Source organism: Microbulbifer sp. CNSA002 (assembly GCF_047324085.1).
In the GTDB taxonomy this organism is placed as follows: Bacteria; Pseudomonadota; Gammaproteobacteria; order Pseudomonadales; family Cellvibrionaceae; genus Microbulbifer.
This window is the reverse complement of sequence record NZ_CP172449.1, coordinates 4,306,610-4,330,592: the sequence shown is the minus strand read 5'-3', so window position 1 is coordinate 4,330,592 and position 23,983 is coordinate 4,306,610. Positions and strand designations below refer to the sequence as shown.

At 49.0% G+C, this 23,983-nt stretch carries 16 protein-coding genes; 11 read left to right on the top strand and 5 right to left on the bottom strand.

The window, feature by feature from the left end:
• Positions 1-18: 18 nt before the first annotated feature.
• From pglZ to cas6e, 8 genes are all read left to right on the top strand, one after another.
• Positions 19-2,643 (top strand): BREX-1 system phosphatase PglZ type A, encoded by a 2,625-nt coding sequence (gene pglZ, locus ACG1BZ_RS19240; RefSeq protein ID WP_413663218.1) that lies wholly within the window; start codon positions 19-21, stop codon positions 2,641-2,643.
• A gap of 51 nt (positions 2,644-2,694) precedes the next feature.
• Positions 2,695-4,734 carry a protease Lon-related BREX system protein BrxL gene (brxL, locus tag ACG1BZ_RS19235; RefSeq protein ID WP_413663217.1) on the top strand — a complete coding sequence of 680 codons (2,040 nt, stop codon included), beginning with the start codon at positions 2,695-2,697 and terminating at the stop codon, positions 4,732-4,734.
• A 2,955-nt stretch (positions 4,735-7,689) separates the two neighbouring features.
• A complete protein-coding gene (locus ACG1BZ_RS19230) occupies positions 7,690-8,235 on the top strand; it encodes a hypothetical protein (protein WP_413663216.1) in 546 nt (181 codons plus the stop codon).
• Between the two features lie 739 nt (positions 8,236-8,974).
• Entirely contained in the window at positions 8,975-10,576 is a 1,602-nt protein-coding gene (gene casA, locus ACG1BZ_RS19225) for a type I-E CRISPR-associated protein Cse1/CasA (RefSeq protein ID WP_413663215.1), read from the top strand.
• Positions 10,576-11,154, top strand: coding sequence for a type I-E CRISPR-associated protein Cse2/CasB (gene casB / locus ACG1BZ_RS19220; protein ID WP_413663214.1), 579 nt, complete (start codon positions 10,576-10,578; stop codon positions 11,152-11,154). Before casA ends, casB begins: the two co-directional genes overlap by 1 nt.
• 183 nt (positions 11,155-11,337) lie before the next feature.
• The gene (gene cas7e, locus ACG1BZ_RS19215; RefSeq protein WP_282931378.1) at positions 11,338-12,414 is read left to right on the top strand and encodes a type I-E CRISPR-associated protein Cas7/Cse4/CasC; all 1,077 of its coding nucleotides are present in this window, start codon (positions 11,338-11,340) and stop codon (positions 12,412-12,414) included.
• A gap of 8 nt (positions 12,415-12,422) precedes the next feature.
• Complete coding sequence (cas5e, locus tag ACG1BZ_RS19210; protein ID WP_413663213.1) at positions 12,423-13,181, top strand: type I-E CRISPR-associated protein Cas5/CasD; 759 nt, start codon at positions 12,423-12,425, stop codon at positions 13,179-13,181.
• 10 nt (positions 13,182-13,191) lie between these two features.
• Positions 13,192-13,962 carry a type I-E CRISPR-associated protein Cas6/Cse3/CasE gene (gene cas6e, locus ACG1BZ_RS19205; RefSeq protein WP_413663212.1) on the top strand — a complete coding sequence of 257 codons (771 nt, stop codon included), beginning with the start codon at positions 13,192-13,194 and terminating at the stop codon, positions 13,960-13,962.
• Positions 13,963-15,007: 1,045 nt separating this feature from the next.
• Here the strand turns inward: cas6e and ACG1BZ_RS19200 are convergent.
• The 3 genes from ACG1BZ_RS19200 to ACG1BZ_RS19190 form a co-directional block, all read right to left on the bottom strand.
• Positions 15,008-16,366 (bottom strand): hypothetical protein, encoded by a 1,359-nt coding sequence (locus ACG1BZ_RS19200; protein ID WP_413663211.1) that lies wholly within the window; start codon positions 16,364-16,366, stop codon positions 15,008-15,010.
• A 343-nt stretch (positions 16,367-16,709) separates the two neighbouring features.
• Positions 16,710-17,213, bottom strand: a complete 504-nt coding sequence (locus tag ACG1BZ_RS19195; RefSeq protein WP_413663210.1) for an endonuclease V — start codon at positions 17,211-17,213, stop codon at positions 16,710-16,712.
• A gap of 43 nt (positions 17,214-17,256) precedes the next feature.
• Complete coding sequence (locus ACG1BZ_RS19190) at positions 17,257-17,991, bottom strand: tetratricopeptide repeat protein (RefSeq protein ID WP_413663209.1); 735 nt, start codon at positions 17,989-17,991, stop codon at positions 17,257-17,259.
• 236 nt (positions 17,992-18,227) lie between these two features.
• Between ACG1BZ_RS19190 and cueO the strand changes: the two genes are divergently transcribed.
• Positions 18,228-19,799 carry a multicopper oxidase CueO gene (gene cueO / locus ACG1BZ_RS19185; protein ID WP_413663208.1) on the top strand — a complete coding sequence of 524 codons (1,572 nt, stop codon included), beginning with the start codon at positions 18,228-18,230 and terminating at the stop codon, positions 19,797-19,799.
• Between the two features lie 20 nt (positions 19,800-19,819).
• Here the strand turns inward: cueO and ACG1BZ_RS19180 are convergent, their stop codons facing one another.
• Positions 19,820-20,254 carry a helix-turn-helix domain-containing protein gene (locus tag ACG1BZ_RS19180; RefSeq protein ID WP_282931385.1) on the bottom strand — a complete coding sequence of 145 codons (435 nt, stop codon included), beginning with the start codon at positions 20,252-20,254 and terminating at the stop codon, positions 19,820-19,822.
• A gap of 76 nt (positions 20,255-20,330) precedes the next feature.
• Here ACG1BZ_RS19180 and ACG1BZ_RS19175 point away from each other — a divergent pair, with 76 nt between their 5' ends.
• Together ACG1BZ_RS19175 and ACG1BZ_RS19170 are read left to right on the top strand one after the other, a co-directional pair.
• On the top strand, positions 20,331-21,788 hold the full coding sequence (locus ACG1BZ_RS19175; RefSeq protein WP_413663207.1) for an MFS transporter: 1,458 nt from the start codon (positions 20,331-20,333) through the stop codon (positions 21,786-21,788).
• A 282-nt stretch (positions 21,789-22,070) separates the two neighbouring features.
• Positions 22,071-22,577, top strand: coding sequence for a hypothetical protein (locus tag ACG1BZ_RS19170; protein ID WP_413663206.1), 507 nt, complete (start codon positions 22,071-22,073; stop codon positions 22,575-22,577).
• Between the two features lie 376 nt (positions 22,578-22,953).
• On the opposite strand, the gene ACG1BZ_RS19165 is transcribed toward ACG1BZ_RS19170, so the two are convergent.
• Positions 22,954-23,907: a hypothetical protein gene (locus tag ACG1BZ_RS19165; RefSeq protein WP_413663205.1), complete on the bottom strand. Its 954-nt coding sequence runs from the start codon at positions 23,905-23,907 to the stop codon at positions 22,954-22,956.
• Between the last annotated feature and the right edge of the window lie 76 nt (positions 23,908-23,983).

Below are 23,983 nucleotides of genomic sequence, written 5' to 3'. Positions count from 1 at the left end.
GAGACAAAAGAGCAAAGTATGAATACCGAACAGTTGCGCCAAGGATTGGAACAGGCATTCTTTCAGGAAAACCACCGCATCGTATTTTGGTACGATCCCGAGCAAAGCTTTACTGAGGTGCTTGCCGATATCTCTCTAGCAGAGGTAACAACACTCAATATGTCGGCCGAGTCTTCACTCGCGGTTAAATTGCGCTTGGAGCTTGAGGATAGTGCCGGGAAATATCTGCTGTATTTCCCTTACGCAGAGCCCGTCGCACAAGACGATTGGTTGCTGGATATTAAGCTCTATGCCCGGTGCTTCCATGCCGATCGAATCTCCATCCTCTTTAACGATCTGGGGCTGCATCGGCAATCCCTGCGTGCACACCTGGCCAAGCGCGAAAAGTTTCTTAGCAGCAAAGAGCGTCTGGCGGGGCTCAAACGGTTTGTATCGCCGGATATGGATGAAGCGGCACTGGATCTTGCCATGATTGCGGTGGTGACTGCTGCCGAGAGTGCCGATATCGCCTCTGTTCTGTTTACCTTGGGCGCTGAGCTCACCGATAAACAGCGCGTCTTGGAAGAAAATCCCGCTTCGATGGACGCGCTGGAGAAGTACGCCCTGGTGCCGTCACTGGTAGAGGCATTGCAGGCGGAAGTGGGATACCCGGCCACCCCAGAAGAACTGAAGGGTGAGGAGCCGTTCAAACTTGGCCAGTGTCTGCTGCGGTTACTGGCCACCGGTTTCTGTGAGAGTATCTCAGAGGTGCCTGACTGGGCTCGCTCTTTAGTGATTTCCAGCGCCGACGCCCGCGCCACTGCGCGCACTTTGCTTTCCCGCTGGAGAGACAGTTCCCGCTACTACGGGGCTTACGATGTTATTGCGGACTGGGTTGCGACCGCGCTCAATATAGAACAGCGTATCCAGAGTCTACCCATGGATACGCTGGTCAATGTAGCTACTTTTCGACAAGCCGAGTTGAGAATCATCGCCGACCTGGCCGAGCATATTCCAGAGGCGCAGCCTGCGGATCTGAAGCACTTCCAGCGGGTGATCTCGGAGCGGCTCGATGGCTATTGGGCTTCGCGCCATAAAGATGACCCCTTGCGGCGCAAGTTCCGCAGGGTGTACAGAGCCTTGACTGCGGCTATTGAGCTGTTTGAGTTGCGCTACGAGTATCACAGTGGTTTCCATTTCTCTTCAGCAGAGGCGCTCTATAAGGCCTATGAATCTGAGCTATACCGCTTCGACAGCGCCTACCGCCACTACTGGACGGCATCTCACAATGCGCAGGTGGAGCTTCTCAAACCGTTGGATACCGAAATAGAGCAGTGTTATGCCAACTGGTTTATGGGCCAATTGGCGCGGAACTGGGGAGAGTTGATAGAAGCTGAGGATAGGTTGGCACACTGGCAGATTTCAGGCGTGCCCAATCAACACAACTTTTATCAGCATTGGGTGCGCAGCCAGTTTGATAAAGCACCCAAGCGCCGTTTGGTGGTTATCATCAGCGATGCCTTTAGGTACGAGGCCGCTGTGGAGTTGCGGGAGCGTATCAATAAGAAACGCTATAGCGAAGCGACGCTAGCCAGCCAGTTGGGCGTATTGCCGAGCTATACCACGCTGGGAATGGCCTCCCTGTTGCCCCATCAAACTTTGGAATACCGCGAGGACAGCGGTGACGATGTCTTTGTGGATGGCAAATCCAGTAAGGGCACCGAGGCCCGCAACAAGATTCTCAGCGCTTACAGCGGTATGGCGGTGCAAGCGGAGACGGTACAACGGTGGACCCGAGACGAAGGCCGCGAGGCATTAAAGAACCAACAGCTGGTCTATGTATACCACAATGTGGTCGATGCCCGGGGTGATAGCGCCTCTACCGAGTCCGAGACTTTCAATGCGGTGGAGCACGCCATTGAGGAGCTGACAGAACTTACTCGCAAGATCATGATGGCGCTTAATACGAGTACGGTACTCATTACGGCGGACCATGGTTTTTTATTCCAACACAGTCAATTGGAAGCCGCTGATCGAACATCCTTGGCGGATAAACCGAATAACACACTAAAGAGCAAAAAACGCTACGTTATTGGCCACAATATGCCGAGCACCGGCACGGCCTGGTGTGGTTCCAGCCGAAATACAGCGGGTACCCAGTCGGATACCCATTTCTGGATACCAAAGGGCGCAAACCGTTTTCACTTTGTCGGTGGTGCCCGCTTTGTACACGGCGGTGCCATGCCCCAGGAAATTGTGGTGCCAGTGCTCACGGTGCAGCAATTGCGCGGCGATAAAGCAGAGCGCCGCACCAAACGCAAAGTATCTGTGATCTCGCCCAAGCCCAGCTTGAAAATGGTGAACAATATTCAATCGTTTGACCTGATGCAGACAGAGCAGGTCAGCGAGCAGGTGTTGCCAGTAACCATCGCCGTGGGAATTTATGAGGGTGAGGTTTTGGTATCTAGTGAAGAGACCGTGACATTTGACAGCACTTCCACAGAGGTTTCACACCTTTTAAAGAAAGTTCGCCTATCTCTCTCAGGTACTGACTTTGACCGCAAAAAGGAGTATTTCCTGCTGCTGCGAGATAAGGATTTAGGCACAGAGATTGCGCGCTACCGGGTAGTGATTGACCTTGCGATCACCGATGATTTTTTCTGAGCTGCCGTATCAACGGGCTGCTTGCAAAGCGATTAATAAATAGAAGACGCAATGAACAGTGAAGTTAACAGGGATCTAGACCAGCTTTTGAATGAACACTTTGCCGGCCGTGTGGTACGCAAAGATTTAACCAAGCTGATCAAAGAGGGTGCCAACGTTCCCGTATACGTGCTGGAATATCTACTGGGTATGTACTGCGCCTCGGATGACCCGGAAGTGATTGAAAAGGGTCTAAATAATGTTAAAACCGTATTGGCTGAAAATTATGTGCGCCCGGATGAAGCCGAGAAGGTGAAATCCCTGGTACGTGAGCGCGGAAGTTACAAAGTTATTGACCGTGTCAGTGTGCGCTTGAACGAGCGCAAAGATGTCTATGAGGCGACCTTTAGTAATCTGGGGATCAAGGATGCGGAGATTTCTGCCGGTATCGTTAAGGATAATGAAAAACTCCTCGTTGGTGGAATCTGGGTTATTGCTACCCTGAGCTACTACCACGAGGAGGGGCAAAAAGGTTCACCATTTGGAGTAACGGTGCTCAAACCCATCCAGATGCCGCACATGCATATGGATGAGTTGTACGCGGGCCGGCAGGCTCTGAGTGTGCAGGATTGGCGAGAAACATTAATTCGCTCTATCGGCATGGAGCCCTCTAACCTGGATAATTCGGTGCAGTGGCACCTGCTAGCGCGGATGATCCCGTTTGTAGAGAACAACTACAACGTGTGTGAACTCGGACCCCGGGGTACCGGTAAGAGCCATATCTATAAAGAGTGCTCGCCAAACAGTATTTTGGTGTCCGGGGGGCAAACAACCGTTGCCAATTTGTTTTACAACATGAGCTCGCGCCGTATTGGCTTGGTGGGTTTATGGGACTTAGTCGCATTCGACGAAGTAGCCGGCATTAATTTCAAAGATAAAGACGGTGTCCAGATTATGAAAGACTACATGGCCTCGGGTTCATTTGCCCGTGGTCGTGAACAGATGGAGGCCTCTGCTTCCATGGTCTTCGTGGGCAACATCAACCAGTCTGTCGAGTCCCTGGTCAAAACGAGCCATCTATTGGCGCCCTTTCCAGAGCCGATGATCGACTCCGCCTTCTTCGATCGTTTTCACGCCTATATTCCAGGTTGGGAAATTCCCAAAATGCGCCCGGAGTTTTTCACCAACCGCTACGGTTTAATTGTCGATTACCTGGCGGAGTTCTTTCGCGAAATGCGTAAACGCAGCTTTGCCGACGCTATCGATAAGTACTTCAAGCTCGGCAGTAACCTAAACCAGCGGGACACTATTGCTGTGCGCAAAACCGTCTCGGGCCTGCTTAAGCTGTTATATCCTCATGGCCAGTTCGATAAAGAAGCCGTTCGTCAGTGTCTGGAGTACGCTTTGCAGGTGCGTCGGCGAGTGAAAGAGCAGCTAAAGAAAATCGGTGGAATGGAGTTCTATGATGTGCACTTTAGCTATATCGATGCTGAATCCCTGGAAGAGCACTTTGTCTCCGTAAAAGAGCAGGGCGGTGGCGCTTTGATTGCAGAGGGCCCTGGGAAACCGGGCTTTATCCATACCATTGGCATTAGTAATAAGGGGGTTCCGGGGCTCTATCGCTTGGAGTTACAGGTTACCAAGGGCACTGGCAAGTTGGCGACTTCAGGGCTGTGGAACTCCAATACGGCGAAAGAGCAGGTTAAAATCGCCTTCAACTACTTCAAGGCCAATGCCTCCCGGATCTCCGCCTCGGCCAAGGTGCTGGAGTACGATTTTCATCTACATGTTGTTGAACTCCAGAATACCGGCCCACTGACTTCCCTGGCGTTGCCGAGCTTGGTGGCATTCGCATCCGGCATTATGGGGAAATCCGCTCAGGCCCAATTAGTTGTGCTAGGGGATATGAGTCTGGGGGGGAGCGTTACTCCTGCCGAAAGTATCGCGGAGAGTCTGCAAGTCGCTTTTGATGGAGGAGGTAAGCGTGTTGCACTACCGATTACCAGTGCCGCAGATATCCCCACAATTCCCGCAGAACTGTTTACCAAGTTCCAAACTAGCTTCTATGCAGATCCGGTCGATGCTGTTTTTAAAGCGCTGGGGGTAGATTGAGGCTTAATGCTAGTGAGTAAGGTTGCCCATTAATTCCTGGGGCGAATCTATCCTGATGATTTTGCTTTTTATGAAGCTGTATTTCAGTCAAGCCAAAATTTGAGTGTAAATCACAGTGGATATAAATATCGAACTGATAAGTTGGGATGGATGGGCTGTCTGACACAGACCTTGCGGACTAGGGGGATATCATCAAAGTGTTAGATGTGGAAGGTATACCCCGGCAGATATTGAGAGGGCATTACTGAATTGCTCCTGGGCCTCTATTCATGACGGAGTGGGGAATCTATTCGGATGTACTTACTTCTCCTCTAGAGAACGCAGATTGTGCGTACCCTGGACGGTAAAGGTGTGAGTTTAATTCACGCCCATGCATGGTGGCTCAGGCTGTGAATATCTAGCAGGCGTAACGTCGTAGCTCCAGTTTATGGCTGAGTCTTTGGCGGGGCGGGCATTCGGTATTTCGACTTCTGGGACAACATATAGATTAACTGCCCACTAGTTAGTGATGGCTATAGCTGAACTCTAAACCAAGCCTAGAGTTTAACGGATCCTCCTGAGGGAGCCAACACACGAGTGATTCGGGCGTGTGTTTTTAACAGATATTTGATTTTTCCTAGGGGGTTATCCCCTCCTTAGAGACAATTAGGGGCACCCCCCTAATTCGGGGTTTGGTGTTCTGACCAGCTGAACCTATGGGGAGAGGTTGCTAATCCGGTAACTCATTACAGAACTACCGCCGACCTAAGTTATTTTTTATGTGATCTGAATTGAATACAAAAATCACACTGGAGGTGGGAGGGGTGGTTTTAATCTCTATGATTGATCCAGCAGTCACCGCCGCGCTAGTCGTGCGTAGCCCAAAAGTAGAATTTTTGTGGAGGGATTACAGGTGGGGAGCAGGTATTCTTCGTCTTTGATAGTTTTGTATCAAGCACTTTGGTTGTAGTGTTCAATACGGAAAGTGATGTAACCAATATAACTTGAACCTTAGTTTCAACTTTAGACCTTAACTTTGGCCAAGTAGATAGCTAGTCATTTCAGAAATAACTATATGGTTACTAGCCATTCGACTAAGTAAGGGAACAATTATGAATGTCTTACGTCGCTGCTTATTTATAAGTTCTAGTACTTTACTCCTAATTTATGTCCTTCGCTGGCTGTTTGCCTATTCATGGCTGTGGGTGATTGGCTATCTTGTAGTTGGTGCAATGTTCGTCGCTTTCTCAACATGGCTTTACTCTGGTATGTATAGCGAAGACGAATGAAAATTTTTACAGGCGCGCATATGCATAGCTGCATAGTGTCGTCTTGGCGGCCTATGAGGTTTAAGTTTCTGTACATTACCGACCATCAAGGGTTTTAGGGGGCCGTGATTCCGGGCGCCCTTTGGGATGTTTTGGAAATCACTTCGCCTAAAGCGAGTTTCCTGCTCAGCATTGAGTAAACCGATACTTTGTCGATTGGAGTAGGTGAAACCACGCTTAAATTTCAGCATTATGCTCAGCCGTTGAGACTCCTTAGTCGGGGGCGGGAATTACATGTGGTGCTTTTTTTTCTGCGCTTCCCTATGCACGCCGTAAGCACCGCTCTAGAGGTTGTTTTTCTGCCACTACACATGAAACCGAGAGAAAGTCTCAGTCCATTCAAAGAGTTCCAAGGAGGTTTCGCCCCCCTTTTTTATGTCTGGTACTTCGCTCGCATACAATTCATACACACTCATGTACCTTTTGACGCGCCCGGATAGCCGCCACCTTTCACTTAATTTTTACTTCATAAAAGCCCAGTACCTTACCAATTTGTTGAATGCCAGTAGCCAATGCGAAATATTCAGAGCTGTATATAGGCTGTGCGGATAATAAAGAGCCAAGACTATAGAGAACCTGGGGGTAGTGCATTTTGTGGTTAAAAAACTTCTTGTTGGAATTGGGCGGTATTAACGATTACTGGACGTATCCAGTCAGACAGCTGACGGTGAACACAATGGCACGGCCAGCACTTATCGTGCTTTAACAAGTTGATAGCTTTATGATTGGCTAAGAAGGCCTCTACAGCTTTCGATACATGTTTAGCCCGTGGGCAATATTCCCTTATTGTTCTTTTCACTTCTCCAAGACTCTCCCAGTTAAGACAGTACCGGGCAATTGTCTTTAATCGCTCTCTGTGGCCTCCATAACCTGGAATACAGCAAGGATCTTCCTCCTGATCTTGTTTTCTCTTTAGGTGGTAGGTCACCAGATTTCAACTCTGAAGGGTATCAGCTGATCATAAGGAAAAGAGTGGATAGTTGGAGTCAATATCTGCTACTTCTTCACCAGTAGATCAAGTAATGACAGAAAACTGATTGAGGAGTATTTATGCTAGATTCAGTAATAAAGAAAAGTGGTTGGAGCGAGTGAAATAAACATAACCCGCTTGAGATAACCCAGGATCTAGCTTGTAATCGAGGTAGTGTATTTTAGGTAAACTAAAAGAGCAGCTTAAGCTGTAATGCGATCGGGAACAAGCTTTAGGTTGCTGAATTAACAATTTATTACACTGCTCATTTTGGTTGTTAATTATCAGAAAATTCTTAAGCATGTTGTCGATGTCTGCGATGTGGTTGATGTTTCTTATACTTCGTTAATTGTCGCTTTTTAATCACAAGGTAAGGCTTAAATGAAAGTCAGGCTTTTCTGTGAATGGCTTCCTGTTATTTGATGGGGTGTTGTAATTTGCCATTTTGTAGCGGAAAAAGATAAGTGGGTAATTTAAATGGCCGGTTGATTTAAGTTTGGATTTATATTTTTCTGACGTTTTTGAGGGGCACATTGAGTGTGAATGCAGCCTGAATATGTAAGTTTTTTTGTAGCAATTACTGAAATATTTATAATTTTAATTTTTGGGTGGGTTTTCTTGATAGTTAATAATTGGGTATTTATACTGCCTGCTCGACTATTTTTTTAAGGATGAAAAATGAAGTTTTTGAAGTCTGTGTTGCCGGTGTTTGCCTTGATGTTAGCGAGTCAGTCGTTTGCAGAAATGGCTTTTGTTAGTGGCGTTAAGCACAATGTTGCTGAGTACTCTTATACTTCGGATACTCGGCGAATTGCTGAGATTGATGTCTTGGGTGATGGTGCGCAAGAAATCAGTTTCGATATTACTGCGATTGTATCTGGTTTGGGGCGGTTGAGGCCAGATGTTGTTTGTCGTTATTCCCATAGGGGAGAGCGTTGCTACACTAGAAATCATCCTAGAATTTTTGATTTTGTATATGATGTTGCGATCACGGCAAGTTGTGTTGCCAAAGATGGTACTCAAACTGCAATAGGGGTTGATAGGGACGATAAAAATATTTATACGAATGTGCCCATTTCAGATTTTCGCAATGAAGTAGTCTTAACGATAGATAATGGTTCAATTGCCGCGGATATGTGCGATACCTTGACGGTTGATATTCAGGGTGATTTAGAGGCTATTGAAGATGTAAATTTAAAAGTTTTCACCTACGAAATTTTCTAGTTAATAGTATGAAAGTGTCGGTAATAATTGCCGGCACTTTCACAGTCGAACTCCAATCTAGTATATCCATACAATCAAAAGTAGTGGATCACCGCACACCTAATAGAAATGATGTCAGCTCTGTAGCAGAGTCAGAAGCAGTTAATAAAGACTTTTCTTTTATCTGAAGTCGGTAAGGGTTGAACGGCTTAGTAGTGGCGATTCAGTGCCGATAGCTACCGGCCGGTTAAAAGTGATTAACTTAGTATTGAGCTGGATACCGATTCGTTAAATTTCCTTCACAATAGAATCTGTCGCTAGTTTTGAGCCCCATCAAGGGGCTTTTTTGTATCTGTTGATTAACAATTGAGGTCAATAGCTGATGCAGGCTAAAGGGTGGGGGAATTGTCTGTACAGGAATATTCTCATATAGAGAGGCGAATGGGATTAATACCCTTATCTTGTGTGTGGTCTATGCGATAACTGAGCAATTTTCTTTGTGTGAGGTAGTAGGCGCGACCCTGATTTCCGGTGCGGAAAGTGAGAAAGATGCCCAGACTTGAGCCAGATCATTTTTCCCCAGTCAGAGTGGCATAAGGTAACGGAATTAGTGTCCCGGCAGTGACGCTGAGAGATTGAGCACTCAAAAATGAGGCAGAGGCGCTCGCACTGCTCTGAGTGTAACTGTTCCCTCTAGCTCTTGAAAAAAGCATGGCTATAACGGAGTAAGAGGGCGGAGACTGGATCAGGGAGGATCGTGGTGAATTTGGTTGAAGATTCCTGGCTGCCAATTATCCGGCGATGCGGTATGCAGGAAAGAATTGCTCCTTGGCAAATTGCCGAGGTGGATAATCCTGTCGTAGATATCTGTACGGTACGACCGGATTTTCGCGGGGCGCTGTTCCAGTTTTTAATTGGCCTGTTGCAAACAGCTTTTGCACCTGAAAGTGTCGATGATTGGGGAGTTTACTGGAAAAAGGCGCCTACTGAGGAAACACTGAAATCACGGCTGCAAAACTACGCTCCCAATTTTGAATTGTTTCAAGAGTCCGGGCCTGCATTTATGCAGGACTTGGAATTGAGTGTGGGGGAATCAAAGTCGATTGCTGCCCTACTGATTGAGGCGCCGGGCAGTAAAACCTGTAGAGATAATCAGGATCTATTTATTAAGGGCGGTAGGGTGCAGGGTGTATGTCCCAGCTGTGCCGCTAGTGCCTTGTTTACCTTGCAAATTAACGCCCCCTCCGGAGGAGTGGGGCATAGAACCAGTTTGCGTGGTGGTGGCCCTTTGACCACATTGATAATTCCAGAGGCAGAAGATGCCAACCTTTGGCAGAAATTGTGGCTCAATATCTTGCCACAAAAGGAGTTTGGGGCGAGGTCTGAAAGCTCTGATAGTTGTATCTTCCCCTGGCTCGCTCCCTCCCGCCTCTCTGACAAACAAGGTTCCTCTACGTCTCCCAATGATACCCATCCTCTGCAAATGTACTGGGGTATGCCGCGCAGGATACGTTTCCAAATCCCGAGAGAAGGCAAGGATTACTGCGACCTTTGTGGAGAGCAGACGAATCAATTAATCCGGGAATATACCACTAAGAATTATGGCATTAATTACGAGGGTCCCTGGATTCATCCCCTGACGCCCTATCGACGTGATCCCAAGAAAAAAGCCCCACCCTTGAGTTTGAAAGGTCAACAGAGTGGCCTCGGTTATCGGCATTGGTTGGGGCTTATGTGGAATGACCATTCAAATGGCGATGAAGCGAGCCGGGCGGTGCGCTTGTTCCATGAGGAATATGCGGAAATTCTCGAAGAACTGGATTCGAATGTCGATGTGCGCCTGTGGGGATTTGGCTATGACATGGACAATATGAAAGCACGTTGCTGGTATGAACAGGAAATGCCAGTACTGCCTATTTCCCCCGAGTACCGGTCGCTATTTATTCAGCTGGCAGGGCAGCTTTTAACGGCTGCAAAAGATACTTTGAAAGAGCTGCGCTTTAGGGTCAAGGCTGCCTGGTTTAATAACCCTAATGAGGCTAAAGGGGATTTTTCATTTGTCGATCAGGCGTTTTGGCAGGCGACGGAAAGCCAGTTTTATCACTCGCTCAAGCAATTATCCCTCGAATCCAAGAAATCCCAATTTACACCTGCACCGGTGGCTATTGCCTGGGCACACATATTGAAAAAAACGGCCTTGGCGCAGTTTGACCATTGGTCAATGGAGGGCTCTGCGGAAGACTTGAAATTGCAGCGAGTGACCCGGGCGCGACGTTTTTTAAGAAATAAGCTCGCTAGTCTGGCAAGTTTAAATGCTCTGGATAATACAGCCAAAGTTGAGCAACAACAGGAGGAATTGTGATGGCCGGATATCAATATCTTAGCGATACAGATGTGAGCCGACTGCGCGAGTGGCACCGCTGGCTCAATGACAAAGCTGGCAGGGCCGATCGAGCGCGTTTGCGCCGTGCGGTAGAGCCCATGGATGTAATGCCTACTCCCGCCTTTATCCGTTTTTTAAAGGATATGCCAGAGCGCTGGCAGAAAGATGAGCAAATTCGTATCGAAGATGCGGCTCTGGTAGCCACAGTAATTGCACACGTAAAAGCTGATAACACGAGCAAAACAATTGATATTGATAGCAGCGAGGCTATGGATGTCAGCTTTGCCCGATCCCTGGCTATGCCCCGGGAGAGGGGCGGGCGCCCCCCTTTAAGTGAGCTGCGCTTTTTTCAGTTACAAAAAAGTCGCGATACGGCCGAGTTTTATCGCCGCATAGTACGGGCCCTGGCCCTGCTGGATGGCAGGGCCAATATAGCTTCTCTTGCCAATGATTTGCTGCACTGGCAAAGAGAAATGCGCACGATTCCCGCAAGACATCCACAGGAACGCCTAGCTGTGCGTTGGGCAACTGATTACTACGCCGTATTACCAGACTGAGAAGTATTTAGAGAATTCCAAATTAAAGGGGTCTTAGGGGCCTAAAAATATTTTAAACGCTATTCCCATAACAACACTAAGCACAGAGCAAAGCCAGACCGATTGACAGTGACTGTTGATCAGATACTTGAGAAATGAATCGAAGTAATGTGATGGCCTGACGGTCGCAACAAGGAGAGATTTATGAGCCGCTTTATTCAATTGCATGTATTGACCGCCTATCCCCCTGCGAACCTGAACCGGGATGACTTGGGGCGGCCAAAAACAGCGAAGATGGGAGGTTGTGATCGCCTGCGAATCTCTTCCCAGAGCCTTAAGCGTCACTGGCGAACGTCAGAGTTGTTCCAGCAGGTATTGGCTACGGAGCAGGGGGATAGCCTAATTGGCACCAGAACCAAGCGTCAAGGGGTACTGGCCTATGAGACTTTATTGGATCTGGGTGTCTCTGAAAAAAAGGCCAAATTGTGGGCACAGAAAATTGCCGAGCAATTCGGTAAGTTAAAAAAGCCGGAAAAAGATAACCCTCTGGCCGATTTGGAAATCGAGCAGTTGGTTCACCTCAGTAGTGCTGAGCAAAACGGGATCAGTGCACTACTGAAAACCTTGGCAGAAGAGGGGAGGGAGCCGGAGAAGACAGAGTTGGATTTATTGCGTAAGGAAAACATGGCGGTGGATATCGCCTTGTTTGGCCGTATGCTCGCTTCCAAGCCCACCTATAACGTTGAAGCTGCGTGCCAGGTGGCCCATGCACTCTCGGCTCACTCTGTAGTGATTGAAGATGATTACTTTACTGCGGTAGACGATTTGAATGATCGCAGCGAGGATGCCGGTGCTGCTCACTTGGGTGAGGCGGGTTTTGCTGCGGGATTATTTTATTCCTATATCTGCATTAACAAAGAGCTGCTAATTGAAAACCTGGGCGGGGATAAACCACTGGCCGATCGAGCCGTAGCTGCGCTGACTGAGACAATCCTTAAAGTTTCTCCCAGCGGTAAACAAAACAGCTATGCCAGCCGTGCCTATGCCTCTTATGTCGTGGCCGAAGCCGGTGACCAGCAACCGCGCTCTCTCTCTGCGGCCTACCTGAAGCCGGTTGATCGCTATAGCGAGGATTACGCCCATGACGCTATTGATGCACTGCAAAAGCAATTGCAGAGTTTCGATAAGGTGTACGGGGATTGTGCCGATAGCCGCTATGTCCTCAATGCCGTAACTGGCGAAGGTAATATCGAGGAACTTTTGGCCTTTGTCAGCGAATAGGTGGCGCTATGGAATACCTAGTATTTCGTCTTTACGGTGCCATGGCTTCCTGGGGGGAAGTGGCTGTGGGAGAGTCCCGCCACAGCGCACACTATCCGGGTAAATCCGCTATTGCGGGACTATTTGGTGCGGCACTGGGGATACCCCGGGAGCGAGAGGATTTACATCAGAACTTGGCCCGGCAATATCGCCAGGCGGTAAAGGTGCTGAATGTCGGTACTTTGCTGAAGGATTTCCACACGGTACAGGTCCCAGATTCCGCCGGCAAGCGCCGCTACCATACGCGCCGGGATGAGCTGGTTGTAGGGAAAGCGCGCCTGGGAACCCTGTTATCCCGCAGGGAGTATCTGGTGGATGCGCAGGCGATAGTGGCCATGAGGTCTTGTGAAGAGGCTAACTGGACTCTGGCGGAGCTGTGTGAAGCCCTAACCCGGCCAAAGTATCACCTCTACTTGGGGCGAAAAGCATTTCCACTTTCAGCCCCCACTGCCGCACGGGTGATCGGTGCGGATAATTTCCGCAGCGCCCTGGATCATTATGATTCCCCGGAGTTGCTGGATTACCAACCGGAATGGGCCCGGCAGGAGCGCTGGTTGCCCACTGAAGAGAGTTGTCGTTACTACTGGGAGGGTAGCTTGGATGATTTCTCTGCGGAAGATGGAGTGTTTTCAGCAGGATCTGTACAGCGGCTTAGCCGTCTCGATCAGCCCCTATCTCGCAAGCGCTGGCAGTTCCAGCCGCGTATTGAAAATCTCTGGCAGTCATAAGGGAGCGGCTATGTATTTATCCAGAGTTCAACTATCTCCCTCGCTGGCGGTGCAGAAGCAGCTGGCACGGTTGCTCAGCGAAAACAGCTACGGTATTCATCAAATCTTGTGGGATCTTTTTGATGGTGATGAGCGTTTTTTATTTCGTGAGGAATCCTCGCGGGAACAGCTGCTTAGCAAACGCAATCTACCGGTGTATTACCTGCTGTCTAAAGTCCGGCCTGCGCAGGACAATCCGATATTTTTGGTAGAGACAAAAATCTTCGAGCCCCGTTTAAACCCCGGCGATCGGCTGGCCTTCCGCCTGCGGGCGAACCCTACAGTTGCTCGTAAAACTGAAGGGCAAAAGCGCGGCAAGCGGCACGATGTGCTGATGGATGCCCAATACCATTGGTTGAGGGAGCAGTGCGAATTGCATGGTTTACCTGTTGAAGGTGGCAAAGGGCAGCTGAAGCAGAGCTTGGTGCAGGAAAAGCCGGAGCAGTTTGACCAGGGGCAGATTGAAACCCGGTTACAGGATGTCAGCCAAACTGCCGCCCGCAGCTGGTTAATTCACCGGGGGACGCGCCTCGGATTTGATATTTACCCACCAAAGCTTCACTGCAATGGGTATCGTTGGAATTTGTTACATAAAAAGCAGCGCGGTGCTGGTTTCAGTTCTGTAGATTACCGGGGAGAGCTTTTGGTTACTGAACCCGAATTATTTATAAAAAATATTTTTGCGGGTATGGGGCCGGCCAAAGCATTTGGTTGTGGATTGATGTTAATCCGCCGAATCTGATTGGGATAAATAGAGTTGTTATACAGCTGGAAGTGTTTGAAGAGCTAGGGGGCCTCTGAATAACTCCGTAATGCCTCTGCGGGTCTTGAAGGCTGCAGATGTTAGGCGCAGCTCGCCGCGAATGGCCGTAGCCCTTTGCAAGAGCTGCAACGCAGCAGATGCGGCCTTCAAGGCTCGCCCTTCGGGGCTTGCAGAGCGATTCACACTCCGCGTTGCGACTTCTTGAAAGGTCTAGACATTCCTGCGAAGCCGCGCCTTGATTGTGAACCGCTCTGCATGCCAAAGGTATCATGGAGTTATTCAGAGGCTCCCTAGGGTTGGAATTCAAAAGTGCCGGCAACACTACTAAGGCTTTAGCGGATAGCAAATAGGCAGACTTAGAGAGTTCCCCGCATCAGCGGAGATAAATCGACCGGTGAGATGATGGTCAAACCAGCTTCATACTGTTCCCCGTATATACGGGGCTAAACCGGAGGGTATCCTGTTATACACTCCTTTCCGAATAGGTTCTCCGCATAAGCGGAGTTGCACCGGTAATTGCGCAATAAGGCGATCTTAACCGAGGCTGTTCCCCGCCCAGGCGGGGTTAAACCGTGGAAAATCGTCAAAGCTGCACGGTAATGATTCGGGCTATTCCCCGCTGCTGCGGGGGTAAACCGAGTGTGGGGTTGGGTTGTGCCGACACCTGAGTTTGTTCCCCCGCTGGGCGGGGCTGGACCGTAGCCGATAGCGCACGGACATTAGTTCTGAAAATGTTTCCCCGAAGGCTCGGGGATGTAATGAGGGTGTGCTATGATCGCGCTCCTTTTGCGCGACTGTTCCCTGTTTGTACAGGGGTAAACCGGATAAGGCATGGCCTTTGTGCTCTGCGCAAGGTGTTCCCTGAATACTCGGGGATAAACCGACGATGGAGAAGTTGTCGGAGTGCATCCTAGTTGTTCCCCGCTTTCGCGGGGCTGCACAACGACTTTACCCTTCTTCTTTTTCCTGTAGCGATCGCATTCGAAAGCCCCGCAGTGTGGGGGCTTCTGAATTTTGGCTGGAATTATTGGAAGATTACGCCAGTATTACTCTCGCCGCCGATCTGGAAGTTAAAAGCGCGGCCATTAGAACCTGTCTGAGTAATTTCCTTGGTGTGATTGTTACCAATTTGCAGGCTAAAGGCTGAGTTGGAGTCACCGCTCTGGGTGATGGTGATGTTATTACTATCGCCAAACTGGCGGGAGCTTATTGAAAGAGACTCACCAGCCTGTTCAAACGTTGCCCGGTTATCAAAACCCAATTGACGGGTGAATATATCTACTTCTGTTCCAGCCTGCTCGATATTGGCAACATTCTGCAACCCGGTTTGTTCATTGGTCGCGCTGATCAGTAAGCCGCCTTGATTAATAACAACCACATTATCAATCAGGAACTGTTCGCTGTTCATGGAGTTGAATTCGGCACCCAGCTGGGAACCCGTAATCTGGTTGGTGGTACCGGTCTGGCGTATATCGATACTGCTACTCAGTGCGGATTGTTCTAAAGCCGCGTTGTTGCCCCCACCATTTTGGCGCAACTCAAGGGTATTAAAGGCACCGGTTTGGGTAATCGAGGTGATATTGGCATCGCCGAGCCTTTGGATAATCAGAAGGTCATTGGACAGACTGTCTACTTGGGTTGCAAAGGCGAAGTGGCGATTGTTTGTTTGCCGTAAGGTCATACTGCTGCTGATACTGGCAAATTGTGCGAGCCCGCCATAGATATCGCTGCCATCCTGCAGTATGTCCAAGGTGCCATCGATTGTGGCAACCAGGCTGGCGGTGGCGAAGTCGTCCCGATCAAACTGAAAGATTAAAACGGAACTGCCTATATTGCCTGCGGTTTCCTCTACCACAGCACTTTGCCTTTCGCCGTCCTGGAATACAAAAATGCTGCCGTTAGCACTGGCTTCCTGGCGACCAATAAAAAAGTGACTGTCTCCATCCTGGATATTGGTAATGGTATTACCACTGCCAAAGCGCTGTTCGATAGTGGAAGCGTTGGAGGTACCGAGTTGCAGAATAGATACCTGGCTGTCGAGAGAGAGTTCTTGGGTGATCTCGGAAGTATTTTGCGATCCGATTTGTGTATTGGTTGCGCTTAGAGAAGCACCACCGGATTGAGATATCGTGGTCTCGTTTTGGCTACCGATCTGGGAACTCTGAATACTACTGTTAATAATACCGCCACTTTGGGTGGCGGTAGCGGTATTAGTGTCACCTATTTGGCGTTTGATAATAGTATTGCCGAAACCCGCTTCAGTTTGATCGGAATTTGCTGAGTTACCTGAGCCGATTTGTTCCAAGTCAGTAGAGTTGGTGCCCAGCGCATTGCCGCTAAAGGCAACCAGTGCGAGTGTCGCAATACTGGCGCATAACTTCATGAGTAACTCCTTTACTACAAAACTTCCAAGGAGCCCATTCGGGGCTGCTAATGAATATCGTCCACTCGCACTTCACAAGTGGATATCAAAAACTACGAGCCGAATACATCAGTATGGGATCTTAGCTATTTCTAGCCGTCTATCTAAGCGCCAAACTATCCCTATGGGATAAACGGATGCCAGGTAGCTCTTACTTTCAGTAGCTATTTCCCGCCGAATAGAAAAATTATTGCTGGCATCGAAGGGGTAGGATATGAGAAATAAGTATTGAAAATGTAGGAAGAAAGTCCCAGGGATGTGACTGGGAAATGGCGGCGATAACTGCCTTTCATTCTCTCGGGAATTATCGTGGGGACTTTCGACACTCGCGGTCCACGCGTTTCAATAAAGTGGGGATACGGTGGTCCCCATGCATCTTTTTCATCAAATTTTTGGCTTCCGGCAAAGGGAGACCGAGGCTGCTGATATACAGCGGTTTTATACTTTTTCCCCGCAGCAGCTCCGCCTCTAAAGGGGTGTCCTTAAACGGTTTCTTGGCGACACCGATGATGGGAACTTCCTGCTGGAGAGCAGAGTAGAGATGGGCACCCAGACCCGGTTTTTGTTCCCCTCCGAGAAATACATAACCATCGATAACAATCAGTTCTGCTTCTATCTTGTGCTCCTCGATTAGGGTGAGGATACAGGGGAGTTCTCGCTTGTAGAAAGCACCGGGCTCATAGGCCAAGGTACTCTCTATTTTACTGAGATATAGTTGCTCGGGCTCAGGAGCTGACCAATTCTCAAAGCCGACCCCGGCTACCATTGCTCCGGGGTCCCGGTAATCTACATCTACTGCCAAAATCATATTGGGAGCCTTTTTTTCCATTGAGCCGAATGTTGTGATTGGTTCAGGATACTTCCAGTTTTGCCTGCTTTAACAGCTGCTTATGGGTCGCTTTGTAGTGCTTGCCCAGTGTTTTGGATTTATCAAGGATTTCATTGAACAAGACATTGGCCTTTTCCACCTGGGATTGATCTTTCAAGAATAAGGCAAAGTAAAAAGTCGCTTCTGGTCCGCTGTAGTATTGGTACAGCGTTTCATACTCGTGGTAGGCCTCTTTTACTTGCTTCAATGCCGCTAGTGTACGAGCGTAAAGTAAGTGAGCATCCTGATTTTTAAAATCGGGGTTCTTTTCGATTAATTGGTCCAGTGTCTCTTTAGTCGGTTCAAACAGATTGAGAGCAAACTGACAGCGTGCCAACCCAAACATCAGCTCAGGGTCATCTTGATGAACCCCCTGGAGGCACTTTTCATAGAGAGTTTTTGCCTCGTGATAAAGGCCGCGTTTCACGCATTCATCAGCCATGCGCATAGAGTTTTCCACATTATTGGAACGGGACAATTCTTGTGCAGCCTGATGGATATCCCGATTGGGATTTAGAGCTTCCCGCACCGTCCTGCGCGCATTTTTGGCACTGCGTGACTGGTTTAATTCCGGCAGGATTTCCAGGACCAGGTAAGCAATAACTCCGGCCATGGGCAGCATCACCAGAACCCAAATCCAAGTGGTGTTGCGCCCGGTTTTGAGCACGTGAATTACAAAAGCTGCCTGAATAAGGATGGATAGAATAAGAAACGGCATAGGGATTACTCTTCTTATTTTCGCTACTAACTTTTCGTGGGCAAGGTTAACCGAGTTCGCTTAGAACACAAGAGCTGTGGATCACGGAGTTGTGCACCAGGGTACCACTCTGTATTGAGTGTACAGTTGTCGCAATATACTACTGGGCCATGGGAATAAGCCGTCTAAGATTTCTGGGGATAAAAATGACCAGTGCCCTAGACACTTGGAGCTATGGCGCATAGGGAGGTGGACCCATGGCTCAATTGTCGCGACGGGAATTTTGTTTTGCCACTGGCGCATTGGGGGCGGCCTTGCTAACAGGGGTGTCGACTTCCAAAGCTGCCCAGGCACAGAAGGGTCGCCGTCAGGCTTTACCGATTCCCCCGGAGTTGCGTGCAGATGGGCAAGGCCGGATTAAATTGGCAGCGCGCCCGGGCAAGCAGTCTTTCCTGCCGGGGGTGACTACGCGTACTTATGGGTTCAATGGTCCGTTTTTAGGTCCAGCGATACGGGTGCGTAAGGGCGAGAAAGTAACCGTCAGCGTGGTCAATCATCTGCCGCAAAATGTAACTGCGCATTGGCATGGACTGATCGTACCCGGCAATGCCGATGGTGGCCCCTATATGCCATTGAAGCCTGGCGAAACCTGGACCGTAGATTGGAACATAATCCAGCCCGCCGCCACCCTGTGGTTTCATCCCCACCTCTACCCGACAACCGCCGAGTTAGTACTCAAAGGCTTGGCGGGATTGATTATTATCGACGATGAAGAAGGCGATGCACTGCCGATACCTTCGCGGTGGGGTGTGGATGACATTCCGCTAGTGATTCAGGATCGCCGCTTCACCGATGATGGTCAGTTCTTCCATCGCTTTAACGAAGTGACGGTTGCGGCGGGCTATTGTGGGGATCGACTTCTGGTTAATGGCGTTATTAATCCGGTGGTCAGGCCACCTAAAGGCTGGGTGCGCTTTCGTATTTTGGATGGCTCCAACGGACGCAACTATCGGCTTGCCACCAGTGACAAGCGACCGCTCTACGTGATCGCCAGCGATGGCGGTTTTCTCTCGGAACCAGTGAAAGTGGACGTACTACCTATTGCTGCGGGAGAGCGCTACGAAGTAATGATCGATACCCGCGATGGCAAGCCTTTCGACTTCCAAACACTGCCAGTGCCCCAGCCAATAATGCACCTGCCGCCATTTGATCAGGCCCACAGTTTTCTCAGTGTGGTGCCTGGAACATCTGAGGGGAAAGGAAAATTGCCGGAGCGCCTGGTATCCCTGCCGACAATTCCCCCAAACCTGCCACCAATCAGTCAGAAGCTGGTGATGCAAATGAACCGACAGAAGCAGGCGCAAGCAGTGATTGGTGCAACGGGGCTACCGCAGATGGTTGCCGCCGGTACGACCAACCCCGATGTGGTGGCCAAGGTATTGAAGCTGATTACTGAGGGGCCGGCATTGCCGTTAAAAGAGCAGCTAACTGCGAATGCGATTAATGGGGTTTCCTTTGCATTTACCGAGCCTGGATTTAAGGTCGCGAGGAATAAGGACCTGCGCTGGGAGATCTCAGAAGGACAGGACCGAATGCTACACCCGGTACATATCCATGGCTGCCAGTTTCGAGTCACGAAATACAATAATGCAGAACCGCCACTCTATATGCGTGGCTGGAAAGATACGATGCCCATATCCGATGGCGGCAAAGCGGAAATATTTGTTCGTTTCCCACTGCCGGCGATGCCGGATATGCCCTATATGGCGCACTGCCATGTTTTGGAACACGAGGACTCGGGAATGATGACAGAGTTTAGTGTCTCCTGACTTTATTCGCTGCTATTCTGTCAGCGTCGCTTCTGTTTCCTGTCTTCCTTATGCTGTAACTTGGTCGCTTTCCTGATTAGGTTTTGGAAGTTGGGGCACTCCAGCTGATTGACCTCGGGACAGTTGGCCACATGGCGTAGCCCATCGCGCATAGCTTCGAGTCGGCGGATATTCTTTTCCAGATCGTCGGCCCTGGCGAGGAGCTGTTCCCTGTCGATAGCGGGGTTGCCATTAGAGGAAAACATCTCGCCAATTTCATCCAGGGAAAAACCGGCGTAGCGGCCAAGGGAGATAAGGGACAACTGTTCTATCACTGTGGCTTTAAAAATCCGGGTAATCCCCCGACGACCACATGACTTTATCAGGCCTTTTTCCTCATAATACCGAAGTGTGGAAGAGGGGAGTCCCGACAGTTTGGAGACTTCGCGTATATCCAGTTCTTCCCTGTTATTCATCGCTTATTGACCTCAAGCTCACTTGAAGTTGTATGCTAGTTTCACGCGTCATTACTGGCAAGTCAAAGTTCAGCTTATGCACACCGCGAAAAGTTATTCCGAAGACCCAATTTTCCAAGAGGCTGCTCAGGTTTCCAAAAGAGGAGTCCTGGTCACCTTGTGTTTGGCGACCTTGCTCGCAGCCTTGGGAGTCAGTGCAATTAATATGGCGCTGCCTGTATTAATCGAAAGCTTGGGGGCTTCCTTCAGTAATACTCAGTGGATTACCGTGGCCTACATGATGTGTATGACTGCGACCCTGCCTATTGCCGGAAGCCTCAGTGACAAGCTGGGTCGCAGGAAATTGTTTCTAAGTGGCGGATTGATATTCACCTTATCGACATTACTTTGCGCGCTGTCTTTTAATGTTTGGACCCTGGTTTTTTTCCGCGCAATACAAGGGGTCGGTGCCGCGATGTTCGTGGCTGTGTCTATGGCTATTGCCAGCGACGTTTTCGATAAAAGTGAAACGGGAAAGATAATTGGATTACTGGGCAGTCTGTCTGCTGTTGGGACTGGTATGGGCCCTATCGTGGGCGGCTTGATTGTCGAAAATCTGAATTGGCAGGCCATCTTTTGGCTGGTGGTGCCGGTGGGATTGGGGGTGTTTTTCCTGGCATATCGAACTCTGCCGGAAAACATAGTCGGCGAAGTTGTTGATGGCAGAAGTCGATTCAAACGTTACATGGCTGCGGCATTCCTGTTCTTTAGCATTGTTTTTTATACCCTGGCAATTAAACCATTGGGAGAGGGATATTCCGCAGTTAATGGCATTGCTATCGCTCTATCGGTGATATTTGGTGTGGGGTTGTTTTATGTCAGGCAGAAAGTGCAACCCCTGCGTGAAGGATTTACGGAGTCTTCTGGAAAGCAGACATTCTTGGCGAATGTGGCTGGAAACTTTTTGGTGGCTTCATCGGTAATGAGTAGCCTGATTGTAGGGCCTTTTTATTTGACCCTGGCACTGGATCTGGACCTTTTTATCGCAGGGCTGGTGATGACAACCGGTTCATTTATGGTGGCTGCTTGTTCAAATCTTGCCGGTCGAGCCGTGGATCGATTCAATAGTCGGGGTATCGTATTACTGGGTCTGTTAATTTTGCTTTGTGGAGCCATGGGAATGGGGCTGCTCAGGGTGGAGCAGGGCTTGGTAGGCTATCTGGTTTTTTCCGTCACTATGGCAATGGGTTACGGAACTTACCTGTCGACAGTTAATACCATGACCATGAATAGCGCCCGGGCCGAAGTTCGTGGGCGTATTTCCGGGTTTCTCAGCCTTTCACGAGGTTTGGGTTTATTGACCGGAGCTTCAGTGATGAGTGTGATTTTTGTAGGGCTTGTACCCAGCCAGCCCCTGCAAGACATGAGCCCGTCGCAGATAGCGGATGGTCTCAATGCCGTTTATCGCCTGGCATCAGTGTTCTTGTTAACCGCATTAATAATACAGGTGGTGTCTATTCTTGCCAGCAGGCTTGCTTCCAAAGCGCAAAATTAAAGATTACCCCAGAGCTATAAAGTAAACCCATTAGCGAGTGCTTCGTTTTAGTGAGCACTCGCGGGTATTAATTACTGCTGGAGCTATTAATACCCATCTTTATTTCCCGATTTATTCCTATTTTTGAGGCCAACGCTTTTACACTTCACCCACTACCTTAATAGCAAAAAAAATCAGGCACAGATCTGGTTGACTTAAAGCTGGCTTGAAGTTGTATCTTGAATTTGTGGATTCGCAGTAATTTTCAACAAGATATCGAGAGAGCTTTAGGAGGACCAATCAGTGACGAATTCTTTGAGACAGTGTGTTGAAGCACTTAAAGCGAATTGGCAGGGACTTGATACTTCATCGATTGTGAGATGTCGAGAGGCCCTGGGAAAATTGGCGGCATCAAATTCTGATGAAGCATGGTTGGCTGATCTACACAGTCGCCAAGAACCCAGTGTAGAGCTATACCGTGACGAAGATAAGGGTTTTATCTTGCTGGCTCATGTTGAGCCTCGTGGGCTCTATCGCCCACCACATAACCATGGCAATGGCTGGGTATTTTACGCGGTGCAACATGGTGAAGTGGAGATGTCTACCTATGGTTTGCTCAATCAAGACGATGGTGAACAACTGGTGAGCCGGGGCTGTTATCAAATGAAGCCCGGTGACTGTAGTGCGTTCTTACCAGGAGATATTCACGATACTCGTTGCCTTTCCGAGTATGTGTTGATGTTTAGATTGACCAGCTGTGACTTTAGCGAGGAGAAGCGTGAGGGACGTCTTAGGGTGTTTGCATCTTAAGCAAGAGTTTAACAATTGCCCGCTGGCCAGTTGCTAACGGGCAATTATCGATTGGACGGTTCCTAAGGAGCCTCTGAATAACTCCGTAATGCCTCTGCGGGTCTTGAAGGCTGCAGATGTTAGGCGCAGCTCGCCGCGAATGGCTCTAGTCCTTTGTAAGAGCTGCAACGCAGCAGCTGTGGCCTTCAAGGCCCGCCCTTCGGGGCTTGCAGAGCGATTCACACTCCGCGTTGCGACTTCTTGAAAGGTCTAGACATTCCTGCAAAGCCGCGCCTTGATTGTGAACCGCTCTGCAAGCCAGAGGTAACACGGAGTTATTCAGAGGCTCCCTAAGCCCAGTACAATCAAAACTCTCGATTAAAAATCGTAATCTCTATTATTGGGATATCATTCCGATATTGCCATTGCCCACTTGACTGGCTGATATATTTCCATTGACTTCACTCTGTGAAATATCAATAAAATTATCCAGCCCATTTTGTTGAGATAAGGCGAAACTCGAAGTACCCTCCTGAAATGCAACAGCCTCATTAAACATACCTTCCTGTGTGGTGGTGATGCTCATGAGTTCACCTTCTTGTCGAGAGGAAGAGATATTGTCTGATCCGATCTGACTTGTTTGGGCGTAGCTGTTTTCATTGAATATTTGCCAGAGAATGGCATTGTTACCATCACCTAATTGGGTGAGCTCACTAATAAGGGACTCGCCAAAGTTCTGCAAGCTGGTCGCCTCATTTCCTATTCCGTTTTGTGTCACGGTAGAGGTATAGAAGGTACCGCGTAGTTGAATTAGGGCACCATCATTCAAGGTTCCTGTTTGGAGAAGTGAGCCTGAGTGGAAGTCACCACTTGTGGCGCGAACAAACCCCATATTACTTTGTCCAGATTGGAACAAGTAGCCTGTATTGCCAATGGAGTCACTTTGGAAGAGTCTACCGTTATTCAATAGCCCCTCCTGATAGATTTCCCCATTAGTCGTAGTGGTAAGTATCTGGGTACTGAGTGCGGTCTGATTATCACCCAATTGCACAATTTGCACCGTGGTTGAAGTGCTTTCTTCTTGGCTGGCGATGGCGCTGTTACTGTCTCCAGTTTGCATTTGAAGTATGTAGCCCAAGGATGAATTCACAGATTGCATCGCTTCGGCAGAGTTGGAGCTACCCGTTTGCCTTTGTTCTATTAAGTTATTTTCAATGGTTGAGTCGGCTTGCTCGGCTGTTGCCAGATTGCTATCGCCGTATTGCTCTACAGTGGCAGTACTTGTGTCCGCGTGGCTAAGAGTACCTAACAACAGAATTGTGGATGAAAAAAGGATAGGGTAAGGCTTCACAAAGATCTCCCTTTGTTGAACTAATTTGAGTTCTTTCCTGCTTGGGGCACGGGGTGCTAGCCAAAGGATAAGTGAC